This window comes from Micromonospora sp. GCM10011542, assembly GCF_042650685.1.
GTDB lineage: Bacteria > Actinomycetota > Actinomycetes > Mycobacteriales > Micromonosporaceae > Micromonospora.
This window is the reverse complement of sequence record NZ_JBHSBO010000003.1, coordinates 80,545-104,014: the sequence shown is the minus strand read 5'-3', so window position 1 is coordinate 104,014 and position 23,470 is coordinate 80,545. Positions and strand designations below refer to the sequence as shown.

The following is a 23,470-nucleotide window of genomic DNA, read 5'->3' as shown; positions in this document are numbered from 1 at the left end:
CCGTCGGTTACAACCTCGCGGTCAGCCGGCGCCGGACGTGGCGCCGGCGCGTTCGGCCGCGAGCGGCGCCAGGTCGGGTCGGACCCGGCGGTACACGGTTTCCAGCACCTCGGCCTGCGCTTCCCAGGTCCATCCGTCGAGCAGGCCGGGGCGGTCGTACGCGACGCGGTACCGCGCCGGATCGGCGAGCACCGCCCGCACCGCCCGCACGTAGTCGGCCACGTCCTCGGCGCGGAAGACCTCACCCTGACCGGTCTCGCGCACGGTGTCCGCCATCGTGCGGACGTCGCTGACCACGATCGGCAGCCGGGCGTGGGAGTACTCCAGGAACTTGGTGATCAGCGCGAGCTCGTGGTTCGGCTTGTGGTGGATCGGAATGACACCCGCGTCCGCCCCGGACAGGAAGGCCGGCACCTGCCAGTGCGGCACGTACGGCAGCAGGTGCACCCGGTCGGCGACGCCGACCTCCACCGCCCGGGCCCGCAACGCCTCGGAGGCCGCGTTGTTCGCGGTGGGGTGCAGCGTGACCAGCGCGACGTGCACGCCGTCCAGCTGCGGCAAGGCGTCGATCATCAGCTCGATGCCGCGCGACTGATTGACCCCGCCGCCGTAGACCAGCAACGGCGTCGCGGCGTCGAGCCCGCACCGGGCGCGCACGTCCACCCCGGTGTCGTGCGCCGCGGCCACCGGGCGGGCCGGGGCGTTGAGCACCACGTCCGGGCGAACCGGCAGCCGGTGGGTACGTTGCAGTAGCTCAGCCAGGGTCGCCGAGACGGTGACGACGGCGTCCGCCGCGCCCACGTACTCCTGCACGTGCGCGACCTGTGCGGGCAGCCACCGCGGGTTGTCGGCCCGGTCGAGCACCCCGCCGACGAACTCGTGGGCGTCCCAGACCAGCCGGGTGCCGAGCCCCCGGGCGCGCGCGCGGCGGGTTGCCCGGACGCCCACGCCGATCATTCGAAAGTCGTTGGCGTGGATGATGTCCGGCGCGAGCTGGTCGATCACCGGCCCGAACGCCAGCTCGTAGTCCCACAGCCCGCGATCCAGCCGGCGCCAGGCACGCGGGCCCAACAGCGCCTGCCAGAACCGGATCGAGGTACGGGTCACGAGGTCGTCCGGATCCTGCTGGCGCAGCCGCAGGCGGTGCAGCTCACCACCCCGGAACTTGGCCCACCGCCCCAGGATCCTGGCCGCCACCGCGGCCGGTGCGTCAACGAGGTCGCCCAGTTGCCCGGCGACCGACCCGGCGCCGGAGCGGCGGGCGACCGCCCGGGCCACCCGTCGTTCCTCGACCGCCGCCTGCCAGGCCTTCATCCGCTGGATCCGGTAGCCGCCGTGCCGACCCGGCGGATACGCGAGTGGCCGGCGCAGCGAGCGGTGGAACTGACTGGGGTGCTGGCCGAGCGATCGGGGCACGCGGATCAGTCGAACCCGCGCGTCCCCGATCGTCCAGCTCTCCTGCGCCCCGTTACCGAGGATGCCGAGCAGCACGACGTCCCATCCGGCCTCCGCCGCCGATCGGGCGGTCTTCTGCACCCGGGAGTCGCCATGCACGCCGTTGTCGACGAGCATGACAACCCGGCCGCGGGTCGGGCGCGGCGCGCCACCGGCTTCCATCGGCTTTCCTGCCTCCTCGTGTCGTGCCGTCAGGACGAGACGACGGCCCGCAGCGGGTCCGCGCTGTCGTTCGGAACGACCGACACGGTCACCCCGACCGAGGCCGACTCCAGCAGCGCAGCAGCGACCTGCACGGTCCGCAGGCCCTGCCGCAGGGTGACGATGTCACTCTCCTTGCCCTCGACCGCGTCCCGGAAGCGCTCGTGCTCGACCAGCAGCGGCTCGCGCTTCGGGATCGCGTAACGGACCATGTCGCCGGCCGCGACGCCCCGGAAGGTCCGCAGCGCCTCCCACTCGGTGTCGATGGCCGCGTTGGCGTAGAAGGTGAGGTCGGCGGTGAGGGTGTCCGCGACGAAACAGCCCCGGTCACCGGTGATCACCGTGGACCGCTCCTTCAGCGGGCTCAGCCAGTTCACCAGGTGGCTGACCATGGTGCCGTCGGAGAGCTGCCCGACCGCCGCGACCATGTCCTCGTGCAGCCGGCCGCTGCGGGAGACCGTCCGGGCCGACACCGAGGTGTATTCCCGCCCGGTCACCCAGCCGGTGAGGTCGATGTCGTGGGTGGCGAGGTCCATGACCACGCCGACGTCGGCGATCCGGTGCGGGAACGGGCCCTGTCGGCGGGTGACCACCTGGTAGACCTCGCCCAGCTCACCGGCCTCGAGACGGGCCCGCAGGCTCTGGAGGGCCGGGTTGTACCGCTCGATGTGTCCGACGCCGGCCACCAGGCCGGCCGACTCGAATGCCTCGACCAGGCGTACCGACGCCTCCACCGACTGCGCCAGCGGCTTCTCGATGAGGGCGGCGACGCCGTTGCGGGCCAGCTCCACGCCGATCTGTTCGTGCAGAGCGGTGGGGCAGGCGACGACCGCGTAGTCGATGCCGAGGGCGAGCAACTCCTCCAGCGTGGACACCACCGGCGCGCGCAGCGTCCCGGTCGTGTCTCCGGCGGGGTCGACGATGCCGACCAGCTCCACGCCGTCCAGGCCGGAGAGCACCCGGGCGTGGTTGCGTCCCATCGCGCCCAGGCCGATCAGGCCGGCGCGCAACTGCTTGCCCCGGCTCATCGGGCGCCTCCGGCAAGGTTCGCGCCCTCGGCGATCCGCTCCAGGTCTTCCGAGCTCAGCGACGGGTGCACCGGCAGGGAGATCACCTCGGCGGCGGCCCGCTCGGTCTCCGGCAGCTCCCACGGGCCGGGCGTGCCGTCCTCGGTCAGGTACGGCTTCAACCGGTGGATGGGCGTCGGGTAGTAGACGGCGTTGCCGATGCCCAGCTCGGTGAGGCGCTTCTGGGCCGCGTCCCGATCGCCCCGGACCCGGACGGTGTACTGGTGGTAGACGTGGGCCGCGCCGTCGGCGACCGGCGGGGTCACCATGCTGGTGATCCGGGAGTCGAGGAACTTGGCGTTCGCCTGGCGCTGGGCGGTCCAGTCCGGAAGCTGACGCAGCTGCACCCGGCCGATCGCCGCTGCGACGTCGGTCATCCGCATGTTGGCACCGACGATCTCGTTGGCGTACCGCTGCTCCATGCCCTGGTTGCGCAGCAGCCGCAGGGTACGTGCCAGACCGGCGTCGGCGGTGGTGATCATGCCGCCTTCGAGACTGTGCATGTTCTTGGTGGGGTAGAAGCTGAAGCAGCCGGCAGCGCCGAAGGCACCGACCGGGGTGCCCCCCAGGCTGGCGCCGTGCGCCTGAGCCGCATCCTCCACGACGGCCAGGTTGTGCCGCTCGGCGATCGCCATGATCTGGTCCATGGCGGCCGGGTGGCCGTACAGGTGGACCGGCATGATCGCCACGGTGCGGGGCCCGATCGCCGCCTCGACGGCCGCCGGGTCCAGGCAGAAGCTGTCCGGCTCGATGTCGGCGAAGACCGGCGACGCGCCGACCAGGCGGACGGCGTTGGCGCTCGCCGCGAACGAGAACGACGGCACGATGATCTCGTCACCAGGGCCGAAGCCGAGGGCCATGAGGCTGAGTTGCAGCGCCGAGGTGCCGGAGTTCACCGCCACGCAGTGCCGACCGGCGACGAGTTCGCCGAACTCCTGCTCGAAGGCCGCCACCTCGGGACCCTGGACGACCATGCCGCTGCGCAGCACCTGCACGGCCGCCTCGATCTCGGCCTCGCCGATGACCGGCCTGGCTGGGGGGATGAACTCTGCATTGGGCCCGGGCATTGGGCTTCCTCCTGTCGTTGGAGCTCGTCCGGCCGCGATGCTAGCCGGTACGGATTTGGATGGGATGGGCGGTACCGGTAGGGGCTGGCCACCGCCGACGTCACTGCTACTGGGCGACGAGCCGCTCCTCAGCGGGTGCCGGTAGGGGCTCCGCGGAGGCGCGGAGGGCCCCGGCGACGGCGGCGGCGAGGCGGGGGACCTCGGCGTCGGCCAGCGGAACCCGCGCTACGGCGAGCCGCCAGTAGATCGGGCCGACGATCAGGTCGGTGGCGGCGACGGGGTCGACGGCGCTCAGCTCCCCCCTGGCGACGGCGCGCCCGACGAGCCGCTCGCCCAGCGCCTGCTGGTGGTTGCGCAGGGCCAGCTGGAGCGTCTGCCCGATCTGTGGATTGCGGGCGGCCTCGGCCAGCAGGTCCGGCAGGATCTGCGAAGCCAGCGGGTGGCGCAGGGCCCGCGACATGATCAGGTAGGTGACCTCGAGGTCGCCGATCAGGCTGCCGGTGTCCGGCAGCAGGAGTCGCTGACCGGCGACCGAGGCGACGATCTCCAGGACCAGGTCCAGCTTGGAACTCCAGCGGCGATAGACGGCGGCCTTGCTCACCCCGGCCCTGCGGGCCACCGCCTCGATCGACATGCGGGCGTAGCCGACCACCGCGAGTTCGTGCATCACGGCGTCCCGGATCGCGCTGGTGATGTCGGCGCGGAGCACCGCCGCACCGGCCGGCGCACGCCTCTTCTCGGTCGTCACGTGGAACAATGTAGCGCAGCGACGAAACGGTTGCGTCGCGACGTTGCGATGCACTACCTTGCGTCCAGCGAACGGGCGGGGTGCCGGATTCCGCGCTCCCGACCTACCGTTGTCGCGCTCAACCCGCACACTGAAAGATCGGAGCGCCTACCCATGGCCAACACGGCGGTGGCCGACCCCGACTCAGGGCTTACGCAGCGGCAGCTTGCCGAGCGTTACGGCCTGACGTTCGCCGGGGCCCGCCCCTCTCTGGCCGCGTACACGCGGCAGCTGTGGTCCTATCGACACTTCCTCGCGGCGTACGCGAACGCCAAGGTGGTGGCGTCGTTCAGCACGGCCCGGCTCGGCCGGCTGTGGCAGGTTCTGACACCGCTGACAAACGCGGCGGTCTACTTCCTGATCTTCGGTGTGATCTTGAACACCCGAGGCGGGGTCAGCAACTTCATCGGTTACCTCTGCATCGGCCTCTTCGTCTTCACCTTCACCTCGGCGGCTGCGTCCACCGGCGTGTCGTCGATCAGCGCCAACCTCGGCATGATCCGGGCGATGCACTTCCCCCGGGCCACCATGCCGCTGGCGGCCACCCTGATCCAGCTCCAGCACCTGATCACCGCCATGGTGGTGCTGATCGGCATCGTGCTCTTCACCGGCGAGCCGATCACGGTGGAGTGGCTGCTGGTGGTGCCCGCGGTGATCCTGCAGTCGATCTTCAACGCCGGCCTGGCGCTCGGGCTCGCCCGGATCGGTGCCAAGATCGTCGACATCAAGAACCTGATGCCGTTCATCATGCGCACCTGGATGTACGCCTCCGGGGTGCTCTACAGCGTGGACAAGTTCGCGACGAACATCCACAACCCGATCGCACTCGAGATCGTGCACGCCAACCCGCTACTGATCTACATCGAGCTGATCCGGCACGCGCTGATGGAGAACGCTCCGCTCAGCTCGTCCCCGCCCCGGCTCTGGGCGATGGCGCTGATCTGGTCGGTCGTCGTCGGTGTCGGCGGTTTCCTCTACTTCTGGCGCGGAGAAACGGAGTACGGCCGTGGCTGAGACCCTGCCCCAGTCCGCGACGACCACCGCCGACGGGCGGCGCATCCCCACGGTGATCGTCGACGACGCCCACGTCATCTACCGGGTGCACGGCGCCGGCTCCGCAGGCGGCAACACCCCGGCGACCGCGCTGAAGCGGATCCTGACCCGGGTCCCCGCTCCCACCGTCCGCGAGGTGCACGCCGTCAAGGGCGTCAGCTTCACCGCCTACCGGGGCGAGGCGATCGGGCTGATCGGCAGCAACGGCTCCGGTAAGTCGACGATGCTGCGGGCGATCGCCGGCCTGCTGCCGGTGACCAGGGGCGCCGTTTACGCCCAGGGCCAGCCGGCTCTGCTCGGCGTCAACGCGGCCCTGCTCAACGACCTCACCGGCGAGCGGAACGTCGCCCTGGGCCTGCTGGCCATGGGTTTCTCGCCCGAGGTGGTCAAGGCGCGCACGCCCGAGGTGCTCGAGTTCTCCGGCATCAACGAGCGCGGGGACTTCGGGTCGCTGCCCATGCGGACGTACTCCTCCGGCATGTCCGCCCGGTTGCGCTTCGCCATCTCCTCGGCGAAGGACCACGACGTCCTGCTCATCGACGAGGCGCTGGCGACCGGTGACCGCAAGTTCCGTCGGCGCAGCGAGCAGCGGGTGCGCGAGCTGCGGGACAGCGCCGGCACCGTCTTCCTGGTCAGCCACCAGCTCAGCACCATTCAGGAAACCTGCGAGCGGACGATCTGGCTGGAGTCCGGCGTGATGCGCGCCGACGGACCGACCGCCGACGTCATCGCGGAGTACGAGGCGTACACCGCCAAGTAGGTGGCGCGGGCACCCCGGCCGACGGCCGGGGTGCCCGTCCGGCGTGGTTCGTCCGCGCCGGAAGCTATGGTCGTACGTCCCCGGGCGAACCCGTCGCACCACCTGCACCTCGGCTCGGCACCACGAGTGGATCAGTGAGGATCGGCAATGACCCAGCAGCAGGCCCCCGTCCCGGACGCCGTGGCGGCAGGTTCGCCGGCGTCCTGGCTACCCAGCCGGACGGTGGCGGTGGTGCTGGCCGGCGGCACCGGCGAACGGCTCGGGCTCGGCATCCCCAAGCAGCTGTTGAAGATCGCCGGCAAGCCGATCATCGAGCACACCCTCGCCGTCTTCGAGGCCGCCCCCGAGGTGGACGAGATCATCGTGATGATGGCCGCCAGCCACCTCGCCGACGCCCGGCGGATCGTGGCGCAGGCCGGCTTCCGCAAGGTGACGAGAGTGATCGAGGGCGGTGACACCCGCAACGCGACCACCCGGCTCGCGCTGGAGGCGATCGGTGACGGCGACGTCAACATCCTCTTCCACGACGCGGTACGCCCGCTGGTCAGCGCCCGGATCGTGCGGGAGTGCGTGAACGCCCTCTGGACGTACTCCGCGGTCGACGTGGCCATCCCCTCGGCCGACACGATCATCCAGGTCGACGCCGACGACTGCATCACCGGCATTCCGGTCCGCTCGACCCTGCGCCGCGGGCAGACCCCGCAGGCGTTCCGGTCCGGCACCATCCGCGAGGCGTACCGGCTGGCCGGCGGCGACCCCGACTTCGCCGCCACCGACGACTGTGGCGTGGTGCTGCGCTACCTGCCCGGCACCCCGATCAAGGTGATCGACGGCTCGGACGAGAACATCAAAGTCACCCACCCGGTGGACGTACACCTGGCGGACAAGCTCTTCCAGCTCGCGGCGGCGCAGGCGCCCCGGCTGACCGACCACCGCAGCTACACCGAGGAACTGACCGGCCGCACCATCGTGATCTTCGGTGGCAGCTACGGCATCGGTCACGACCTGGCCGAACTGGGCCGGCGCTACGGGGCGCAGGTCTTCCCGTTCAGCCGTTCCAGCACCGGCACCCACGTCGAGCGGGCCGAGGACGTCGAGGCGGCGCTGAAGACCGCCTACGAGGCCACCGGCCGGATCGACCACGTGGTGGTCACCGCCGGGACCCTGGAGAAGGGCGCGCTGGCCGAGATGGACCAGGAGACCATGGACCGGGTGCTCCAGGTCAACTTCGTCGGGCCGGTGCTGGTGGCCCGGCATGCTCTGCCCTACCTCCAGCAGACCAAGGGTCAGCTGCTGCTCTACACGTCCAGCTCCTACACCCGAGGTCGCGCCCAGTACGCCCTCTACTCCTCGACCAAGGCCGCCCTGGTGAACCTGACCCAGGCGCTCGCCGACGAGTGGGCCGAGTTCGGCGTACGGGTCAACTGCGTCAATCCGGAGCGCACCGCGACGCCGATGCGGACGCGGGCCTTCGGCGACGAGCCGGAGCACACCCTCCTCGCGGCGGAGACCGTCGCCCAGGCTTCGGTGGACGTGCTGATCTCCGACCTCACCGGTCAGGTCATCGACGTACGCCGGGCGCCGGGTGGGGTGCCGACCCCGCGGACGCCGGAACAGACGGACGCGGCGACCAGCACGGCCGCCGGCTGACCGTCGGACATCAGTCGGCCACAACGGCGGGGAACGGAGCAACATGCGTGGTGCACTGATCAGGAAGCTGATCGCACGGTGCCTGAGTACCGGTCTGGCGGTCCTCGCGTTCCTCGTGGTCGCGTTGACCGGTGCGACCCTGTGGGGGCTGCTGCTGGCGGTGGCCGCCCTCGCGGCGGCCGGCTGGGAACGGCGCGTGCGGCCCGGCGCCGACACCGTCGCGGAGACGACGCTGATCGCCGCCGGGATCCTCGTCGGCTACGCCCGCCGGCTCGACGCCGGGTTCGACCCTGTGCTGGTCGCCACCGCGCTGGTGCTGCTGGGCCTGGTCCTGCTGGTCGGGCCGCTGCGCGACGCCGGCAACCTGGAGATCCGGGTGGCCAACCTGCCCGTGCGGGCCTGGACGCCGCTGGTCGCCGAGCAGCTCGGCACCGCCCTGATGGGGCTGCTCGCCGTGGTCGCCGGGGCAGCGGCGCTGGTCCTGCCGGCCGCCGTCGCCCTGGTCGCCAGCCTGCTGGTCGCCGCTGGCGCGGGGGCCGTGGCGGTCGACCTGGCCCGGCGGCGGTTCCGGCCGGCCGCCGGCGGCGGACCGGTGGCCCGGGCGCTGCGCCAGCACCAGCCGGAGTTCGTGCTCTACTTCTCCGCCCCGCCCGGCTCCGAGTACCAGGTCACCATGTGGCTGCCGTACCTGGAGCGGATCGGCCGGCCGTTCGTGGTCCTGCTGCGCGAGCCGGAGTTCCTGGCCCCGATCGCCGCCGCCACCACGGCCCCGGTGGTCTACTGCCCCACCCTGCGGGCGATGGACGAGGTCTTCGTGCCGAGCCTGCGGGCGGCGTTCTACGTCAACCACGGCGCGAAGAACAGCCACTGCATCCGGTTCACCCAGCTCACCCACGTCCAGCTGCACCACGGTGACAGCGACAAGGCGCCGAGCGCCAACCCGGTGTCGGCGATCTTCGACCGGATCTTCGTGGCCGGCCCGGCGGCGATCGACCGGTACGCCCGAGCCGGGGTGGACATCCCGGCCGAGAAGTTCGTGGTGGTGGGCCGCCCGCAGGTGGAGTCGATCGAGGTGCGCCAGGAGCCGGTGCGCGGCCTGGCCCAGCCGACGGTGCTCTACACCCCGACCTGGACCGGGCACCACGCCGACGCCGACTACTGCTCGCTGCCGGTGGCCGAGAAGCTGCTGCGGCGGCTGCTGGAGCGCGGCGCGACGGTGATCCTGCGCGCCCACCCGTACACCGCGCAGAACCCGGCCTCGGCCCGCCAGCTCGGTCGGCTGACCGAGCTGCTGGTCGCCGACCGGGCCAGCACCGGGCGGCAGCACGTGGTGGGTGCCGCAGCCCGGGAGCTGAGCCTGGCCGAGTGCGTGAACCGGTCCGACGCGCTGGTCTCGGACGTGTCCGGGGTGATCTCCGACTACCTCTACTCGGGCAAGCCGTACGCGGTCACCGACATGGGCGACGAGGGCGACCGGTTCACCGAGCACTTCCCGCTGGCCGGGTCGGGCTACGTGCTGCGCCGGGACATGTCCAACGTCGACGAGGTGCTGACCGCCCTGCTGGACACCGATCCGCTGGCCGAGGCCCGCTGGCTCACCCGCCGCCGCTACCTGGGCGACTTCCCCGCCGAGTCGTACGCCGAGGGGTTCCTGGCCGCCGCCCGGCGGGAGCTGGCGGCGACGCCGGATCAGGCGACCGAGCGACAGGCACCGTCGCTCTCCCCCACCGCCTAGCTCAGCGGTACGTCTCCAGCAGCGCCAGCACGGCCGCCGGGTCCTGCAGGTGCGCGTTGTGGCCGAGCCCGGGCAGGGTGACGACCGGTACGCCGAAGGCTCTGAGCTGGGCGTCGGTGACCATCGGGTCGTGCTCGCCCCGGGCCAGCAGTACGGGCGCGTCGGTCGCCGCCAGCAGCGCGGCCAGGTCGGGCGCACCCACGGCGAACGCGGCGGGGTCCATCGCCAGCCGCCATCGGCCGTCAACCTGCCGCAGCCCGGCGTCCACCGCCGGGTGGTCCGGCGGGAACAGCCCCTCCAGCCCGGACACCCGCAGGTAGCGGCGGGCCGCCTCATCGCGGCTGGCGAACCAGCTCACCGGGCGGGCGGCGAGCTCGCCGGCGCGGGCAAGTTCGGCCGGCGTCCAGACCGCCTTGATGCCCAGCCCGACCACGGCGTCGACGGCCACCCCCGCGTGGCGGGCGGCGAGTGCCAGACCGACCACACCGCCCAGGGAGTGCCCGAGTACGACCACCCGGTCGGCGACGGCGAGGCCGTGCGCGACCCGGTCGGCGATCCCGGCGAACGAGTACTCCGGCAGCGACGGCGACCGGCCGTGACCGGCCAGGTCCGGTGCCAGCCACCGCCCGCTCCACCGCTCTTCGAGCAGTGGCGCCCAGGGCGACCAGACGTCCCCGGTCGCCCCCATGCCGTGCAGCAGCAACAGGACCGGCTCGCCGCGCAATTTCTCCGCCACGGCCGCAGTCTGTCATGACGCGCACCACCCCGACCACCGGCGATCGCCCGGCCAGACTCGGATCTACGCACCGTCGGTCCATCGTGGAGGATTCGTCACCAATCACCCGGCGTACGGGTTCGTCGCGCTCCGGACCGCCCGCGACGGCAACGGGCGCCGACCCCGCGCAGGGGGTCGGCGCCCGTTGGGCCTCGTGCGTGACTCAGGCGGAGTAGCCCCGGGTGGTCATCCAGTTGGCCAGGTCGATGGTGCTGATCCAGTAGGACGGGTCGGCCGGGTTGGCCGAGTCGGCGATCCGCACGGTCCGGCCCTCGTCCTTGTAGCCCACCACGGCGATGTAGTGCCCGCCGCCGTAGGAGTGCCAGTTGCCGTCGGTGTCGGTGGCGTCCCCGACGATATTCGCCACCACGCCGCGACCGTCGGTGATCGCCCGCACGACGTCAGCCTGGAGCCGGTCCATCTGCGCCGGGCTGGGCGCGTTCGGGAACATCCGGGTCCGGTACGGCGAGCCCTTGACCTCGGCGTTGAGCACCCGGGTGGTGTCCTCGGCCGAGTTGGTGCCCATCTCGGTGGTGCCCAGCTTGGCGCCCAGCTCCTCCTGCGTGCGATCGATGCCGGCAGCGCTGAGCGCGTTGCGGGTGGCCGCCGGACCGCAGTTGTAGAAGGTGTTCTGCGCCTGGTAGTCGTACTTCAGCAGCTTGGACGCCGGCGGCTTCGGCGGCGCGGGCTTACGGGTCAGGTCCGGGTCACCGCTGGTCTTGGCGGCCCGGGAGGCGCTGGTCGGGGCCGGCACGGCGGTGGCGGGCGAGCCGCTGGTCGACGCGGACGCGGCGGCACCCGCCCCGCCCATCGCGGCGGCGTCGCTGCGAAGTTCGGCGGCGACGGTGGTCGCGGTCTGACGGCCGATGGGCGCGTCGTCGGCGTTGGCGAGCAGGGCGCCGGTGGTGGACGCGAGAGCCAGGGCCGCGGCGGACGCGGCGACGATCTGGTACGGGCGCTCGCTGGCGAGACGACGCAGCTGACGCTTGAGAGTGTGCTTCACGGGGTCCTCCACGGGTTCGGGGCGAGAGCGGCGCACCAGGGCCGGGTCGGGATCCGGGTAGGCGGCAGCGCGCGGACCGTGGTCCGCGCGGGTGGTGGCAGCTCAGGTGCACGCCCGGCCGGGCCGGGCTGGAAGGGCGGTGACCCGGGGGGTCAGCTCACCGTCACCGGACGAATGAGCGGGGGTACCGCGACGCCGTGGAGGCGGGGGAACAACCGGGGGGTGGAATGGTGCTGCACGGAATGGAACTCCTTCCGGAACCGCCTACCGGGTTAGCTGACGGATTCGGGCGGGAAGATCGCCCTACCGCGGGCCGTGGCTCGCGGATTCACCCCGGACGTACCTGGGTCCCCGGCTCGTAGATCACGATTAAGCGGGTCGACGCGGCGTCGCCTCTTGCGATCGGTAACCGCATCGGACGAGCGAACACTACTGGTCCTCTCCCGCGCTGCCAAGCCAGGCTCACCTGCGTAAACCTGAATTGGCGCGGCAATTTTTACGCGTTTCGCCGCTGACGTGACTCGATGGGACAAGCGGTTACGGCGGCACCCGGGGTCGACAACCGGACAGCCGGCCGGCAATGACGCCGCATTCGCGTGAGGATTACGCCCGGCCGTGCCAGGTGCCCGTTTCGGTGTCGTGTGACCCGGCTCACGGCATGGTTGGGACGATTTCGGTCTGCGTACCGCAGGTCGGGACCGATCTTCGGCCGGGCGACCCCGGCGCCTGCCCCCTCAACATCAGGCGATGACAGTCAGCCCACCCGGGCCGGACGCCAGCGGGCCGCGGTCGCCGGGCGGGCCGCCGTGGTGGTGGCCGGCCGGATCGGCACCCGGACCGGTCGCAGCCGGGCCGCCGCCGCGTACGCCTCCTCCGCGAGCGCGCGAGCCGCCTCGGCGGCCACCTCGGCACTCCGCCACGCGGCCTGCTCACGCTCGGCCGCGGCGCGATGCGCGAGCAGCTTGCCGTCCCGGATCGCGCGACTCAGCAGCGCCTCCTGCTCGACCGGGTGCCGCCGGGGATCCCACCCGTTGCGGTGCGCGAACACGTCAGTGAGCTGACGCATCGAGAGGTCACCCCGCCAGTGCGCCGCCATCGCCGCGCGGTGCAGGTACCGCTCCCGGGCGGCGTACTCCGTCGGGGTGCGGGGCGTGCGGGGGCTGGGGAGCGCACCCGCGCCAGCGAACCGGCGGGCGGCGCGTTCCGCCTCGTCGTACCCCACCCAGGCCCGCTCGGTCGCCTCCTGAGCGGCCAGCCAGTCGGCGCGACGTCGTCGGGCGGTCTGCGCCGCGCCGGCCGCGGCGACGGCCACCTCCTCGGCGTACCGGCGCAGGTCGGCCGCCTCGACGGCGGCGAGCTCCCGGGCGGTGGGCGTCGGGGCCGGGTCGACGGCCGGCCGGTCCCGCTCGGGGCGAGCGACCAGCACGGTGAGCACGGTCAGGGCCAGGAGGAACAGGGCCGACCAGATGGCGGCGGCCTGCGGAACCTCGGTCAGAAACTGGTAGAGGACGGTCTCCATGGTCGGCACCTCGGGGGAAGAGCGCTGCGGTGGAAGCCGCACGGCCGCCGGGACCGCCGCGGCGCGGGCCACGGCTCGGCGGGGCGGGGTGCGGAGATGGGTGATCGACAGGCGCGGTGGCGGGGCGGGCCCCCGATGACTCAGCGCGCCGGCGGGGCCCGGGAGGCCCGGGTGGCCGGATCGGCGGTACGCGGCAACCACCGTGCCGCGATGCCGGCGGCACCCTCGGCCAGCCCGGCGGCCTCGACGGCGGGCGCCGCCGCGTGCGCGTCGGGTGACGTCGGCGAGCCGGCGTGGCTCACAGCGACCGGGGTCGCCTGGCTCACGGCGACCGGGGTGGCGTGGTCGACCGCGACCGGGGTGGCGTGGCTCACGGCGATCGGGGTGGACTGGCCGACGGCGATCATGGCCGCCTGGTCGGCGGCGCCGCACGGGACGACCCACCCGGAGGACGGCGGGCCCGTCGCCCCGGCCGAGATGTGCGGCGGGCCGGCCTGGGCCGGCGCAGCGGCTGACGCACCGGCGCCGAGGGCCAGGGCGGCGAGCACGGCCAGGCTGGTCAGCAGCCGCGTCGCCCAGCGCGCCACCCACCACAACGGACAGGTGAGCGCGACGGGAGGCACGGCCCCACGCTACCGCCGGCGCCGGCCGCACGCATCGACGCCGGGCGTGTCGGCTGTCGCCGCGCCGGGGCTCCGGTCCAGCATGGACGCGATCAGCGCGAGTCGACGCGTACCCGTCGCCCGTCGTCGACCGCATCGTCGTCGACCGTGGCGGCCTCATCGATCACGGCGGCGTCAGTGACCACGGCGTCAGTGACCGCGGCGTCAGTGACCGCGGCGTCGTCGCCGGTCCGCGGTCGCGGGATGCCGCCGCCCGGCGGCGCCCCGCCGCGGCGAGGTGCGAGCCGGCGCATCAACGGCGTCTCCACGTAGCGGTGCAGCAGCCCGGCCAGCACCAGGGTCAGCAGCAGGAAGCCGAGCACCACCGCCGGACCACGCCAGCCGGTGAAGCCGACGCCCAGATTCCCGGACCAACGCAGAACGGCCGTCATCACCAGGACGTGCACCAGGTAGAAGGCGAACGACACCTCACCCAACCAGATCAGCGGGCGGGACCGCCACGGTGAGGACCCGCCACGGACGTCCGCGTCGGCCGCGGCGGTGATGACCAGCAGGTACGCCGCCGCGAGCAGGGCCGCCCACAGCTCCGCGCGGACCCACTGCGCGGCGGCCACCCAGACGACCACGAAGAGCACACTGGCGACACTCAGCCGAGGGCCCCGCCACCAGCCCCGACGCATCAGCTCAGCCGCCGCCGCGCCCATCCAGAACTCCAGCGACCGCACCGGCGGGAAGATCTGGGCGAACCACCACCGGTTGACCTCCGGCACCAGCGTCTGGGCCGGCCAGAGCGCGAGGATCAGCAGCGGCACCGCGACCACCACCGCCCACAGCGCCCAGGGCCGGGCCCGGCGCAACAGCGGCAGCGCCAGCGGCAGGCAGAGGTAGAAGAAGAACTCGCAGGACAGCGACCAGCTCACCGTGTTGACGCTGTAGAACCAGCCGGACCGCGCGTCCCACGCCTGCAACAGCAGCAGGTTCTCCACCGCGACGGCCGGGGAGATCGGGTCGGCGAACCAGAGGGCGACCAGCAGCGCTGCGGCCCAGAGCACCAGGTGGTTCGGGTAGATCTTGGCGAATCGCCGCCGCCAGAAGGACCGTTTCCGCTCGCCGTCCCGCGCCGACCAGACCAGCACGAAGCCGCTGAGGATGAAGAAGAACTCCACTCCGGACAGGCCCAGGGCGAACACCTTGTCGACCACCGCCCGGTAGTCGGGCTCGACGATGATCCCCATGGTGGCGACGTGGAAGCCGAACACCAGCAGCGCGGCGATCCAACGCAGCCCGGTCAGCGAGGGCAGGCGCCCGGCGACGCGCTCTGGACGGGCCTCCGCGACGGCGGCCGTGGTGCTCGTCATGCCTGGGTTCCGACGCTCCGCAGGGTCACCAGCACGTACCTCTCCTCCTTGGCGCGACGCCGGGCGGAGCGGCGTCCACCCGCCCGGCCGTGAGGCGCGGCGCGGTCCACGGCGGCCCGGGCGGGCCGCACCGGGGCACCCTACCGGCTCACGATCGGGCCGGGCCCGCGTCCGGTACCCCGGGCCGTCGGCCACCGCCGCTCGACCTCTGGAGTTTCCCGACCTGCTGCGGCTGATCGACGAACGGTCCACCGCGTTCCGCAGCGCGGTCGCCTCCGCGCCCAGCCTCGACGTCGAATTCCGTCTATGATCCACTGGCAACGCGACCGTCACGGAGGAACGCCGGTGATCGACGCGATCTTCTTCGATGTGGGCGGGACGATTCTCGACGAGTCCCGCGAGTTCCAGACCTGGGCGGACTGGCTCGGCGTTCCACGGCACACGTTCTCGGCGGTCTTCGGTGCGGTGATCGCCCGGGGCCTGGACTATCGGGAGACGTTCCGGGCCTTCCGTCCCGATTTCGATCTCGCAGCCGAGCTGGAGCGCCGGGCAGCCGCCGACAAGCCGGAGTCGTTCGGCGAAGAGGATCTCTATCCCGACGCGCGAGCGTGCCTGGCCTCCCTCAAGGATCAGGGCCTGTTCGTGGGCCTGGCCGGCAACCAGCCGACTCACGCCGAGCCGATCCTGCGCGCTCTCGACCTCTCCGTCGACGTGATCGGCACGTCGGAGGGGTGGGGCGTGGCGAAGCCGTCACCGGGCTTCTTCGAGCGGGTCGTTCGCGAGGGCGGTGGCGACGCGTCGTCGATCCTCTACGTCGGCGACCGGCCGGACAACGACGCGCGCCCCGCCATCGAGGCCGGCATGAAGGCGTGCCTGATCCGGCGCGGCCCGTGGGGCCACATCCTCGACGACCCAGCCGTGTCCGAGCGGTGCCTGTTCCGCATCGGCGCGCTGGACGAACTCCCCGACCTGGTCGCGAAGCACAACGCCGCAGGCGCCCAGCTCACCGACCGCGCGGTGGACACGGCCGAGCAGTAGTACGGGTGTACGAAAGTGCTGCTAGGGTGGGCTGATGACGCAGGCCGCCTACCAGCCGTCGCTGCTCGACCTGGCCGGCGCGGCGCCGAGCCTGGGGCCGCTGCCGGGCCAGGTGCGCCGGCACCAGCTCACCCGGGGCGCGTGGGTCGACCACCTTCCCGGCTGGGTGCGCGGCTCCGACGCGGTGCTCGACACCCTGCTGCAAGACGTGCCGTGGCGGGCCGAGCGCCGCACGATGTTCGACTCCGAGGTCGACGTGCCCCGCCTGCTCTGCTGGTACGACGGCGAGCGGCAGTTGCCGCACCCGGTACTGACCGAGGCGCGGGCGGCACTGAGCCGGCACTACGCGCCCGAGTTGGGCGAGCCATTCGTCACCGCGGGCATGTGCCTCTACCGCACCGGGCGCGACAGCGTGGCCTGGCACGGCGACACGATCGGCCGGTCGGCACACACCGACACGATCGTCGCCATCGTCTCCTTCGGTGCGCCCCGGCCGCTGCTGCTGCGCCCGCGCGGCGGCGGTGACAGCCTGCGCTTCCCGGTCGGTCACGGCGACCTGATCGTGATGGGCGGCTCCTGCCAGCGCACCTGGGAGCACGCCATCCCGAAGACGGCCCGCCCCGTCGGCCCCCGGGTCAGCGTCCAGTTCCGCCCCGTCAACGTCGCCTGACCGCACCCCGTGCCCGCGTCGGTTGATCATGAGGTTGACGGGTGGTCTGGTGATCGAATCCACCGTCAAGCTCATGATCGACGAGCGAGCCGGAGGTCGGGAGGGCCGGGTGGCGGAGCCGGGGACGCAGGTGTGGCGGTCAGCCCAGCGGACCGATGGCCCTCGCCAGGTTGACGAACCCCTGCCAGGCCGCCGGCCCGATGACCAGCACGCCGCCGTCGCGGTCCTTGGAGTCCCGCACCAGGACGACACCGGGCAGGTTGTCGGCGACCTCAACGCAGTTGCCGCCGTTGTTGCCGCTCCGGGTGCTGGTGCGCCACCGCGCTCCGCTCATGTCCATGATGCCGCCGCTTTCCTGATGAGGTCGAGAGATCGCGCCCGAGGGAGGGCTTCGCCCACTATGCGCGCCCACCGCCGCTCCAGCGTAGCGACGTCAGCGTGGTCATCGATGATCTGCGCCCGGACCTGACCGTCCACATGCGCCACCCGCGTGCCGTCGGGCGACTCCGCGATGACGAACGGCCCGCCGAAGCCGGGATACATGCCGGTGTCGGCCGGGACCACGTGCACCTGGACGGCGGGTAGCTCCGCGCAGGCCACGATCCGCGCGCACTGCTCGCGCATCAGCGTGGCGTCACCCTGCACCGGGCGCCGCAGGATCGCCTCGTCGAGCACCGCGACGACCTGCGGGGGCCGAGGCCGACGCAGGATCGCCTGCCGTTGCAAACGTGCCGCGACCAGCTCGTCCACCTCCTCCGGCGTCAACGCCTCACCGGCGAGCGTCGCCCGGGCGTACGCCTCGGTCTGGAACAGGCCGGGCACCCACACCAGCTCGAACGCTCGCAGCGCCACCGCCTCGTGCTCGATGTCGGCCCACGGCCGGAACCAGGCCGGCTCGCGCCGCTTGAGGACGTCCGGCCACAGGTCCGCCACGTCCCGCTTGAGGACGGCGGCCAGTTGCGCGCGGTGGCGAGGCCGTGGCACCCGCCCCGGCCTGACCCACCGCTGCGCCGTCTTCGGGTCGACGCCGACCCGCGCGGCGAGGCTCTCCGCCGTCTCGCCCGCCTCCGCCATGGCCGCGACAAGTCCGTGATTCACCGTGCCTCCCGGATGGACGTCCGGAGCGTCCATTGGAACGGAACTAACGCAGTGTCCCGGTCCCACTACAGAGGGCAGATTAGCGGAAGACGGCGCGGCCGGTGGCGGTGCGAAGCCCGGTGGTCGCGTTCGTGCCGGGGCCGCCTCGTGGGCGAGCACGTGCGGGGCGGCCCCACCCCACCCACCGACGGGAGACGACATGCCGGGTGACGAACCGCAGCCCACACCCACCCGCCCGGCACCGGGAGCATCCCCGCGCCCGACCACCGTGGCGTCGTCGCGCCGCGACCCGCGGGGTCTCGCGATGACCGGCCGAAGCTTCCACGCCGGCGACATGATCCGCCTGATCCGCGCCGCGAGCCCCCAGTTCCTCCGCCCGATCCGGGTCCGCGTGATCCGCGAGCTGACTGACCGGCCCACGTACCACGGGTGGACCTGGATCGAGGGGTACGAGCTGGGTCCGCGCGACACGGCGGTGGCCCGGCGGGAGCTGTTCGTCCTGCGCGAGGGTGTCGAGTGGTTGTCGCGGGCCCACCCGCCGGCTCCGGCGCTCCCGGTCCGCCGCCAGGCCGCCCGGGTGCGCGCGTGACGCGGAGCCCCGAGCACCTGCCGACCCGGCCGACCTGGCGCTGCCAGGCGTGCGGAATCGCCTGGCCCTGCTCGGCGGCGAAGCTGCGCCTGCTCGGCCGGTACCGGCACGACCGCGCGGCACTGATCGCCCACCTCACGGCGCTCCAGCGGGAGGCCGCCGTCCAGCTCGCCGAGCTGGACGGCGGGACACCACGCGTCGACGTCGCCGAACGGTTCGCCGGCTGGGCCCGCCCCCGCTAGCGCCCCGGGGACGCGTGCCCACCAGGGCGGCCCTGCGCCGGGTCAGCCGCGCTGGCGCCTCGGTGATGCGCGGCGACCCCTGGACCGGGTCAGTCGCGTTCGATGAGGTGACCGACCACCGTCGGGCCGAGCATCACGGCGAAGCCGGAGCCGTCGCGGCGCGGATCCGCGGCCGGCAGTTCGACCGGCTCGCCGGTGCCGGTCGCACCGACCGGCCGCGGCCCCACCCAGGCGACCGCCACGTCCGTCTCACCCTTGAGGAAGCGGTGCGCGCGCACTCCGGCGGTCGCCCGCCCCTTCGCCGGGTACGCCTGGAACGGCGTCACCTTGACCGTGGCGCCGGTGGACGTGACCACCATCGGCTCACCGTGGGTCGGATCGTCGGTGGCGACCGCACCGAAGAAGACCACGCGCGCCCCGGCGGGCACGTTGATCCCGGCCATCCCGCCGCCCTTGAGACCCTGTGGGCGGACCAGCCCGGCGGCGAAGCGCAGCAGCGACGCCTCCGAGGTGATGAAGGTCAGCGTCTCGGCGCCGTCGGTGAGCCAGGTCGCCCCGACCACCTCGTCGCCGTCGCGCAGGCCGATCACCTCGAACTCGTCGGAGCGCACCGGCCACTCGGGCGCGCAAATCTTCACCACGCCCTGCCGGGTGCCCAGCGCCAGACCCGGGGAACCCTCCGCCGTGCCACCCAGCGGCGCCAGGCCGACCACGGTCTCCCCCGGCTCCAGCGGCACCAGCTCGGCGGCGGACATCCCGCCGCGCAGCGACACCGTGCCGGCCTGCTCCGGCAGCACCGGCAGCGGCAGCACGTCGATCTTGAAGGCCCGGCCGGCGCTGGTCACCAGCAGCACCCGACCACGGGCCGTGGAGTGCACGACCGCGCGTACCGTGTCGTGCTTGACCCGGCCGTTGCGCCGGCGCCCCTCGGCGCTCTCCTCCGACTCGGCCGCGGTGCGGGCGACCAGGCCGGTGGCGGAGAGGATGACCTGGCACGGGTCGTCGGCCACCTCCAGCGGGCCGGCCGGCGCGGACGCGGCCAGCACCTCCTTGAGGTCACCGTCGACAAGCGTGGTGCGCCGCGCGGTGCCGAACTGCTTCGTCACCGACGCCAACTCGTCGGAGACGAGCTTCTTGAGCACCCGCTCGTCGTCGAGGATCGTGGAGAGCTCGGCGATCTCGGTGCGCAGCCGCTCCTGCTCCGCCTCCAGCTCGATCCGGTCGTACTTGGTCAGTCGGCGCAACGGGGTGTCGAGGATGTAGGTGGCCTGGATGTCGGAGAGGCCGAACTGGCTCATCAGGCCGTCCTTTGCGGCCTGCGCGTCGTCGCTGCTCCGGATCAGCCGGACCACCCGGTCGATGTCCAGCAACGCGATCAGCAGACCGTCGACCAGGTGCAGCCGCTCCTGGCGCTTACGACGCCGGTAGGAGCTGCGCCGGGTCACCACCTCGTAGCGGTGCGCCAGGAACACCTCCAGCAGCGCCTTCAGCCCGAGGGTGCGCGGCTGCCCGTCGACCAGCACCAGGTTGTTGACGCCGAACGACTGCTCCAGCGGGGTGAGCCGGTAGAGGTCGGCCAGCAGCGCCTGCGGGTTGACCCCGACCTTGCACTCGATGACCAGCCGGGTGCCGCTCTCCCGGTCGGTGAGGTCCTTGACGTCGGCGATGCCGGTCAGCCGCTTGGTCTTGGTGACCTCGTTGGTGATCGCCGCGATGACCTTCTCGGCACCCACCCCGTAGGGCAGCTCGACCACGGTGATCGCCTGGCGGCCCCGGCTGCCCTCGATCGGGCCGATCTCCACCTTGCCGCGCATGCGCACCACGCCGCGCCCGGTCTCGTACGCCCGGCGCACCTCGTCCAGGCCGAGCAGCACACCGCCGGTCGGCAGGTCGGGACCCGGCACGAACTCCATCAGCTTGTCGAGCGTGGCGTCCGGGTGGTTGATCAACCAGCGGGCGGCGGAGACCACCTCGCCGAGGTTGTGCGGGATCATGTTGGTGGCCATCCCGACCGCGATCCCGGACGCGCCGTTGACCAGCAGGTTGGGGAAGGCGGCCGGCAGCACGGTGGGCTGGGTCAGCGAGCCGTCGTAGTTGGGCTCGACGTCGACGGTGTCCTCGCCCAACTCGCCGACGAGCAGCATCGCCTCCCGCGACATTCGCGCCTCGGTGTAGCGCGAGGCGGCCGGGCCGTCGTCGGGCGAGCCGAAGTTGCCGTGCCCGTCGATCAGCGGGACGTTGAGCGAGAAGTCCTGGGCGAGGCGGACCATGGCGTCGTAGATCGCCGTGTCGCCGTGCGGATGAAACTTGCCCATCACGTCGCCCACCACACGCGCGGACTTCACGTAACCGCGGTCGGGCCGGTGGCCCTGCTCGTACATGGACCACAGGATGCGCCGGTGCACCGGCTTGAGGCCGTCGCGCGCGTCGGGCAGCGCGCGGGAGTGGATGACCGAGAAGGCGTACTCCAGGTAGGAGTCGGAGACCTCGGTGACCAGCGGGTTGTCGAAGACCCGCGCGCCGGCCTGGTCGAACGAGGAGAGGTCGACCTTGTTTTCCTTGCGGCGTGCCATGACTCAGCTTTCCCCTCGTACGGAACCCGTGCTCATGCGTCGATCGCCTCGCGGTCGACGCGGTCGGCGGAGTCGATGAGCCAGTTGCGGCGCGGCTCGACCTTCTCGCCCATCAGCAGCTCGAGGATCCGCTCGGCGGCGTCCACGTCGTCGAGGGTGATCCGGCGGACCGCCCGGGTGGCCGGGTTCATCGTGGTGTCCCACAGTTCGTCGGCGTCCATCTCACCCAGACCCTTGAAGCGCGGGATCGGGGTGACGATCTGCTTGCCGGACTTCTCCAGCTTGCGGACCGTCGTCTCCATCTCGGCCTGGGTGTAGGTGTAGACCGTCTGCGGGTTCCGCCCCTTGGTGGTGATCTTGTGCAGGGGCGGCATCGCGGCGTAGAGCCGGCCGGCCTCGATCAGCGGACGCATGTAGCGGGCGAAGAGGGTGATCAACAGCGTGCGGATGTGCGCACCGTCCACGTCGGCGTCGGCCATGATCAGCACGCGGCCGTAGCGCAGCGCGGACAGGTCGAAGGTACGCCCGGAGCCGGCGCCGAGGACCTGCACGATCGCCGCGCACTCGGCGTTGTCGAGCACCTGCTGGAGATTGGCCTTCTGCACGTTGAGGATCTTGCCCCGGATCGGCAGCAGCGCCTGGTATTCCGAGGAGCGCGCCATTCTGCTCGTGCCGAGGGCGCTGTCACCCTCCACGATGAACAGTTCGCTGCGGTCGATGCCGGTGGCGCGGCAGTCGACCAGCTTCGGGGGCATCGACGCGCCCTCCAGGGCGGTCTTGCGCCGGGCGGCGTCCTTCTGCTGCTTCTGGGTGAGCCGGACCCGGGCCGCGTCGACGATCTTCTGGAGCACGGTGCGCGCCTCGGCCTTGGTGCGCTTGTCTTCCAGCCAGGACTTCAGGTGCGCCTCCACCAGGCTGTGCATCACCTTGGTGATGCCGGTGGTGGAGAGCTCGTCCTTGGTCTGCGAGGTGAACTGCGGCTCGGGGATGCGTACGTGCACCACCGCGGTCATGCCCTCCAGGACGTCGTCCAGGGTGGGCGGCTCCTCCTTGGCCTTGAGCAGCCCGCGGGTGTTGCGCACGGCGTCGGCGAGGGTGCGCACCAGGGCCCGCTCGAAGCCCTTGCGGTGGGTGCCGCCGTGCGCGTTGCGGATGGTGTTGGTGAAGCACTCGACGGTGCGCTCGTAGCCGGTGCCCCAGCGGAAGGCCACCTCGACCTCGGCCCGGCGCTGCACGTTGGACTGCATGACGCCGTTGGCGTCGGCGGCGTTCTCCCGGTAGGTGCCCTCGCCGGTGACCAGCAGGGTGCCGGAGACCGGTCGGTCGCCGGCCGGGGCGAGGAACTCCACCATGTCGGTCAGGCCGTTGGGGTAGTGGAAGCGCTCCTCGGCGGGTGCCTCGCCGGTCAGGTCGCGCAGCAGGTAGCCGACACCGGGGACCAGGAAGGCGGTGTTGCGCAGCTTCATCCGGACCGCGTCGACGTCGAGCGCGGCGCCGGTCTCGAAGTAGCGGGCGTCGTGCCACCAGCGGATCGAGGTGCCGGTGCGCTGGCCGCGCTTCATGGCGCCGACCACCTGCAGCCCGGGGCCGGCGGTGAACGGGGCGTCCGGCCCGTCGCCGTCGAAGATCCCCGGTACGCCGTGCCGGAAGGACATCGAGTGGATCTTGCCGGCCCGACGGACGGTCACGTCGAACCGGCGGGACAGCGCGTTGACCGCGGAGGCGCCGACGCCGTGCAGACCGCCGGAGGTCTTGTAGCCGGAACCACCGAACTTGCCGCCGGCGTGCAACCGGGTGAGCACCAGCTCGACGCCGGAGATGCCGGACTTGGCGTGCACGTCGGTGGGGATGCCGCGGCCGTCGTCGTCGACCTGCACCGAGCCGTCGGCGTGCAGCGTCACCTGGACGCTGGTGGCGTGACCGGCGACGCCCTCGTCGGTGGAGTTGTCGAGGATCTCGTTGACGAGGTGACCCACGCCACGGCTGTCGGTGGAGCCGATGTACATGCCGGGCCGCTTGCGGACAGCGTCCAGCCCCTCAAGGTGGGTGAGGTCGTCGGCCCCGTACAGGGTGTCAGGCTCTGCGGTCAACTGGTCGTACTCCCCGGTCTTTGCGGTGTGCTGCCGGTCACCGACGGCTGTGCTGCCGGTCACCGGCGGCATCGGCCGGCGTGGCGCGCCGCAGCGAGCCTAGCCCGCGCCCCCGAC

Annotated in this window: 21 protein-coding genes and 1 riboswitch; of the genes, 8 read left to right on the top strand and 13 right to left on the bottom strand. The window is 72.3% G+C overall.

From position 1 onward, the window contains the following. Positions 1-21: 21 nt before the first annotated feature. The 4 genes from ACFOW4_RS01045 to ACFOW4_RS01030 form a co-directional block, all read right to left on the bottom strand. Positions 22-1,617, bottom strand: a complete 1,596-nt coding sequence (locus ACFOW4_RS01045) for a glycosyltransferase family 4 protein (RefSeq protein WP_377523600.1) — start codon at positions 1,615-1,617, stop codon at positions 22-24. Positions 1,618-1,646: 29 nt separating this feature from the next. Further along, complete coding sequence (locus ACFOW4_RS01040) at positions 1,647-2,684, bottom strand: Gfo/Idh/MocA family protein (protein WP_377523599.1); 1,038 nt, start codon at positions 2,682-2,684, stop codon at positions 1,647-1,649. Then, on the bottom strand, positions 2,681-3,790 hold the full coding sequence (locus ACFOW4_RS01035) for a DegT/DnrJ/EryC1/StrS family aminotransferase (RefSeq protein ID WP_377523597.1): 1,110 nt from the start codon (positions 3,788-3,790) through the stop codon (positions 2,681-2,683). Before ACFOW4_RS01035 ends, ACFOW4_RS01040 begins: the two co-directional genes overlap by 4 nt. Positions 3,791-3,896: 106 nt before the next feature. Further along, positions 3,897-4,538: a TetR/AcrR family transcriptional regulator gene (locus tag ACFOW4_RS01030; RefSeq protein WP_377523596.1), complete on the bottom strand. Its 642-nt coding sequence runs from the start codon at positions 4,536-4,538 to the stop codon at positions 3,897-3,899. Between the two features lie 153 nt (positions 4,539-4,691). On the opposite strand from ACFOW4_RS01030, the gene ACFOW4_RS01025 reads away from it, so the two are divergent. The 4 genes from ACFOW4_RS01025 (at position 4,692) to ACFOW4_RS01010 (ending at position 9,775) form a co-directional block, all read left to right on the top strand. Further along, positions 4,692-5,591 carry an ABC transporter permease gene (locus tag ACFOW4_RS01025; RefSeq protein WP_377523593.1) on the top strand — a complete coding sequence of 300 codons (900 nt, stop codon included), beginning with the start codon at positions 4,692-4,694 and terminating at the stop codon, positions 5,589-5,591. Further along, positions 5,584-6,390 (top strand): ABC transporter ATP-binding protein, encoded by an 807-nt coding sequence (locus tag ACFOW4_RS01020; protein WP_377523592.1) that lies wholly within the window; start codon positions 5,584-5,586, stop codon positions 6,388-6,390. The genes ACFOW4_RS01025 and ACFOW4_RS01020 overlap by 8 nt, the downstream gene beginning before the upstream one ends. A 147-nt stretch (positions 6,391-6,537) precedes the next feature. After that, entirely contained in the window at positions 6,538-8,040 is a 1,503-nt protein-coding gene (locus ACFOW4_RS01015; RefSeq protein ID WP_377523590.1) for an SDR family NAD(P)-dependent oxidoreductase, read from the top strand. Positions 8,041-8,083: 43 nt separating this feature from the next. Continuing rightward, the gene (locus tag ACFOW4_RS01010; RefSeq protein ID WP_377523588.1) at positions 8,084-9,775 is read left to right on the top strand and encodes a CDP-glycerol glycerophosphotransferase family protein; all 1,692 of its coding nucleotides are present in this window, start codon (positions 8,084-8,086) and stop codon (positions 9,773-9,775) included. 1 nt (position 9,776) lies between these two features. Here ACFOW4_RS01010 and ACFOW4_RS01005 read toward each other — a convergent pair whose 3' ends face one another. The 5 genes from ACFOW4_RS01005 to ACFOW4_RS00985 all read right to left on the bottom strand — a co-directional run bounded on the left by ACFOW4_RS01005 (position 9,777) and on the right by ACFOW4_RS00985 (position 15,053). After that, the gene (locus ACFOW4_RS01005) at positions 9,777-10,511 is read right to left on the bottom strand and encodes an alpha/beta fold hydrolase (RefSeq protein ID WP_377523587.1); all 735 of its coding nucleotides are present in this window, start codon (positions 10,509-10,511) and stop codon (positions 9,777-9,779) included. A 202-nt stretch (positions 10,512-10,713) separates the two neighbouring features. After that, positions 10,714-11,553, bottom strand: coding sequence for a C39 family peptidase (locus tag ACFOW4_RS01000; RefSeq protein WP_377523585.1), 840 nt, complete (start codon positions 11,551-11,553; stop codon positions 10,714-10,716). Positions 11,554-11,799: 246 nt separating this feature from the next. Beyond that, a riboswitch (cyclic di-AMP (ydaO/yuaA leader) is annotated at positions 11,800-11,939 on the bottom strand. A gap of 368 nt (positions 11,940-12,307) precedes the next feature. Continuing rightward, positions 12,308-13,072, bottom strand: a complete 765-nt coding sequence (locus ACFOW4_RS00995; protein WP_377523584.1) for a hypothetical protein — start codon at positions 13,070-13,072, stop codon at positions 12,308-12,310. Positions 13,073-13,212: 140 nt separating this feature from the next. Beyond that, positions 13,213-13,695: a hypothetical protein gene (locus tag ACFOW4_RS00990; protein WP_377523582.1), complete on the bottom strand. Its 483-nt coding sequence runs from the start codon at positions 13,693-13,695 to the stop codon at positions 13,213-13,215. 92 nt (positions 13,696-13,787) lie between these two features. Further along, on the bottom strand, positions 13,788-15,053 hold the full coding sequence (locus tag ACFOW4_RS00985; RefSeq protein WP_377523581.1) for an acyltransferase family protein: 1,266 nt from the start codon (positions 15,051-15,053) through the stop codon (positions 13,788-13,790). Positions 15,054-15,398: 345 nt separating this feature from the next. On the opposite strand from ACFOW4_RS00985, the gene ACFOW4_RS00980 reads away from it, so the two are divergent. Further along, positions 15,399-16,091, top strand: coding sequence for an HAD family hydrolase (locus tag ACFOW4_RS00980; protein WP_377523579.1), 693 nt, complete (start codon positions 15,399-15,401; stop codon positions 16,089-16,091). 34 nt (positions 16,092-16,125) lie between these two features. Beyond that, positions 16,126-16,761, top strand: a complete 636-nt coding sequence (locus ACFOW4_RS00975; RefSeq protein WP_377523578.1) for an alpha-ketoglutarate-dependent dioxygenase AlkB — start codon at positions 16,126-16,128, stop codon at positions 16,759-16,761. Between the two features lie 139 nt (positions 16,762-16,900). On the opposite strand, the gene ACFOW4_RS00970 is transcribed toward ACFOW4_RS00975, so the two are convergent. Together ACFOW4_RS00970 and ACFOW4_RS00965 are read right to left on the bottom strand one after the other, a co-directional pair. Next, positions 16,901-17,101 carry a DUF397 domain-containing protein gene (locus tag ACFOW4_RS00970; protein ID WP_377523576.1) on the bottom strand — a complete coding sequence of 67 codons (201 nt, stop codon included), beginning with the start codon at positions 17,099-17,101 and terminating at the stop codon, positions 16,901-16,903. Beyond that, entirely contained in the window at positions 17,092-17,859 is a 768-nt protein-coding gene (locus ACFOW4_RS00965; RefSeq protein WP_377523575.1) for a Scr1 family TA system antitoxin-like transcriptional regulator, read from the bottom strand. The genes ACFOW4_RS00970 and ACFOW4_RS00965 overlap by 10 nt, the downstream gene beginning before the upstream one ends. Before the next feature lie 304 nt (positions 17,860-18,163). Here ACFOW4_RS00965 and ACFOW4_RS00960 point away from each other — a divergent pair, with 304 nt between their 5' ends. Continuing rightward, positions 18,164-18,448 (top strand): hypothetical protein, encoded by a 285-nt coding sequence (locus ACFOW4_RS00960; RefSeq protein ID WP_377523573.1) that lies wholly within the window; start codon positions 18,164-18,166, stop codon positions 18,446-18,448. Then, on the top strand, positions 18,445-18,690 hold the full coding sequence (locus ACFOW4_RS00955; RefSeq protein ID WP_377523572.1) for a flavin reductase: 246 nt from the start codon (positions 18,445-18,447) through the stop codon (positions 18,688-18,690). The genes ACFOW4_RS00960 and ACFOW4_RS00955 overlap by 4 nt, the downstream gene beginning before the upstream one ends. Positions 18,691-18,779: 89 nt before the next feature. On the opposite strand, the gene ACFOW4_RS00950 is transcribed toward ACFOW4_RS00955, so the two are convergent. Next, entirely contained in the window at positions 18,780-21,263 is a 2,484-nt protein-coding gene (locus ACFOW4_RS00950; RefSeq protein ID WP_377523570.1) for a DNA topoisomerase (ATP-hydrolyzing) subunit A, read from the bottom strand. 32 nt (positions 21,264-21,295) lie between these two features. Further along, positions 21,296-23,425, bottom strand: a complete 2,130-nt coding sequence (locus tag ACFOW4_RS00945; protein ID WP_377523569.1) for a type IIA DNA topoisomerase subunit B — start codon at positions 23,423-23,425, stop codon at positions 21,296-21,298. Positions 23,426-23,470 lie beyond the last annotated feature (45 nt).

Excerpts from the sequence above, each read along its gene's own strand:
- ACFOW4_RS00985 (WP_377523581.1), bottom strand. The coding sequence starts at position 15,053 with ATGACGAGCACCACGGCCGCCGTCGCGGAGGCCCGTCCAGAGCGCGTC.
- ACFOW4_RS01035 (WP_377523597.1), bottom strand. The coding sequence starts at position 3,790 with ATGCCCGGGCCCAATGCAGAGTTCATCCCCCCAGCCAGGCCGGTCATC.
- ACFOW4_RS01015 (WP_377523590.1), top strand. The coding sequence starts at position 6,538 with ATGACCCAGCAGCAGGCCCCCGTCCCGGACGCCGTGGCGGCAGGTTCG.
- ACFOW4_RS00975 (WP_377523578.1), top strand. The coding sequence starts at position 16,126 with ATGACGCAGGCCGCCTACCAGCCGTCGCTGCTCGACCTGGCCGGCGCG.
- ACFOW4_RS01025 (WP_377523593.1), top strand. The coding sequence starts at position 4,692 with ATGGCCAACACGGCGGTGGCCGACCCCGACTCAGGGCTTACGCAGCGG.
- ACFOW4_RS00950 (WP_377523570.1), bottom strand. The coding sequence starts at position 21,263 with ATGGCACGCCGCAAGGAAAACAAGGTCGACCTCTCCTCGTTCGACCAG.
- ACFOW4_RS01045 (WP_377523600.1), bottom strand. The coding sequence starts at position 1,617 with ATGGAAGCCGGTGGCGCGCCGCGCCCGACCCGCGGCCGGGTTGTCATG.
- ACFOW4_RS01010 (WP_377523588.1), top strand. The coding sequence starts at position 8,084 with ATGCGTGGTGCACTGATCAGGAAGCTGATCGCACGGTGCCTGAGTACC.
- ACFOW4_RS00995 (WP_377523584.1), bottom strand. The coding sequence starts at position 13,072 with ATGGAGACCGTCCTCTACCAGTTTCTGACCGAGGTTCCGCAGGCCGCC.
- ACFOW4_RS00960 (WP_377523573.1), top strand. The coding sequence starts at position 18,164 with ATGACCGGCCGAAGCTTCCACGCCGGCGACATGATCCGCCTGATCCGC.
- ACFOW4_RS01040 (WP_377523599.1), bottom strand. The coding sequence starts at position 2,684 with ATGAGCCGGGGCAAGCAGTTGCGCGCCGGCCTGATCGGCCTGGGCGCG.
- ACFOW4_RS00970 (WP_377523576.1), bottom strand. The coding sequence starts at position 17,101 with ATGGACATGAGCGGAGCGCGGTGGCGCACCAGCACCCGGAGCGGCAAC.
- ACFOW4_RS00945 (WP_377523569.1), bottom strand. The coding sequence starts at position 23,425 with ATGCCGCCGGTGACCGGCAGCACAGCCGTCGGTGACCGGCAGCACACC.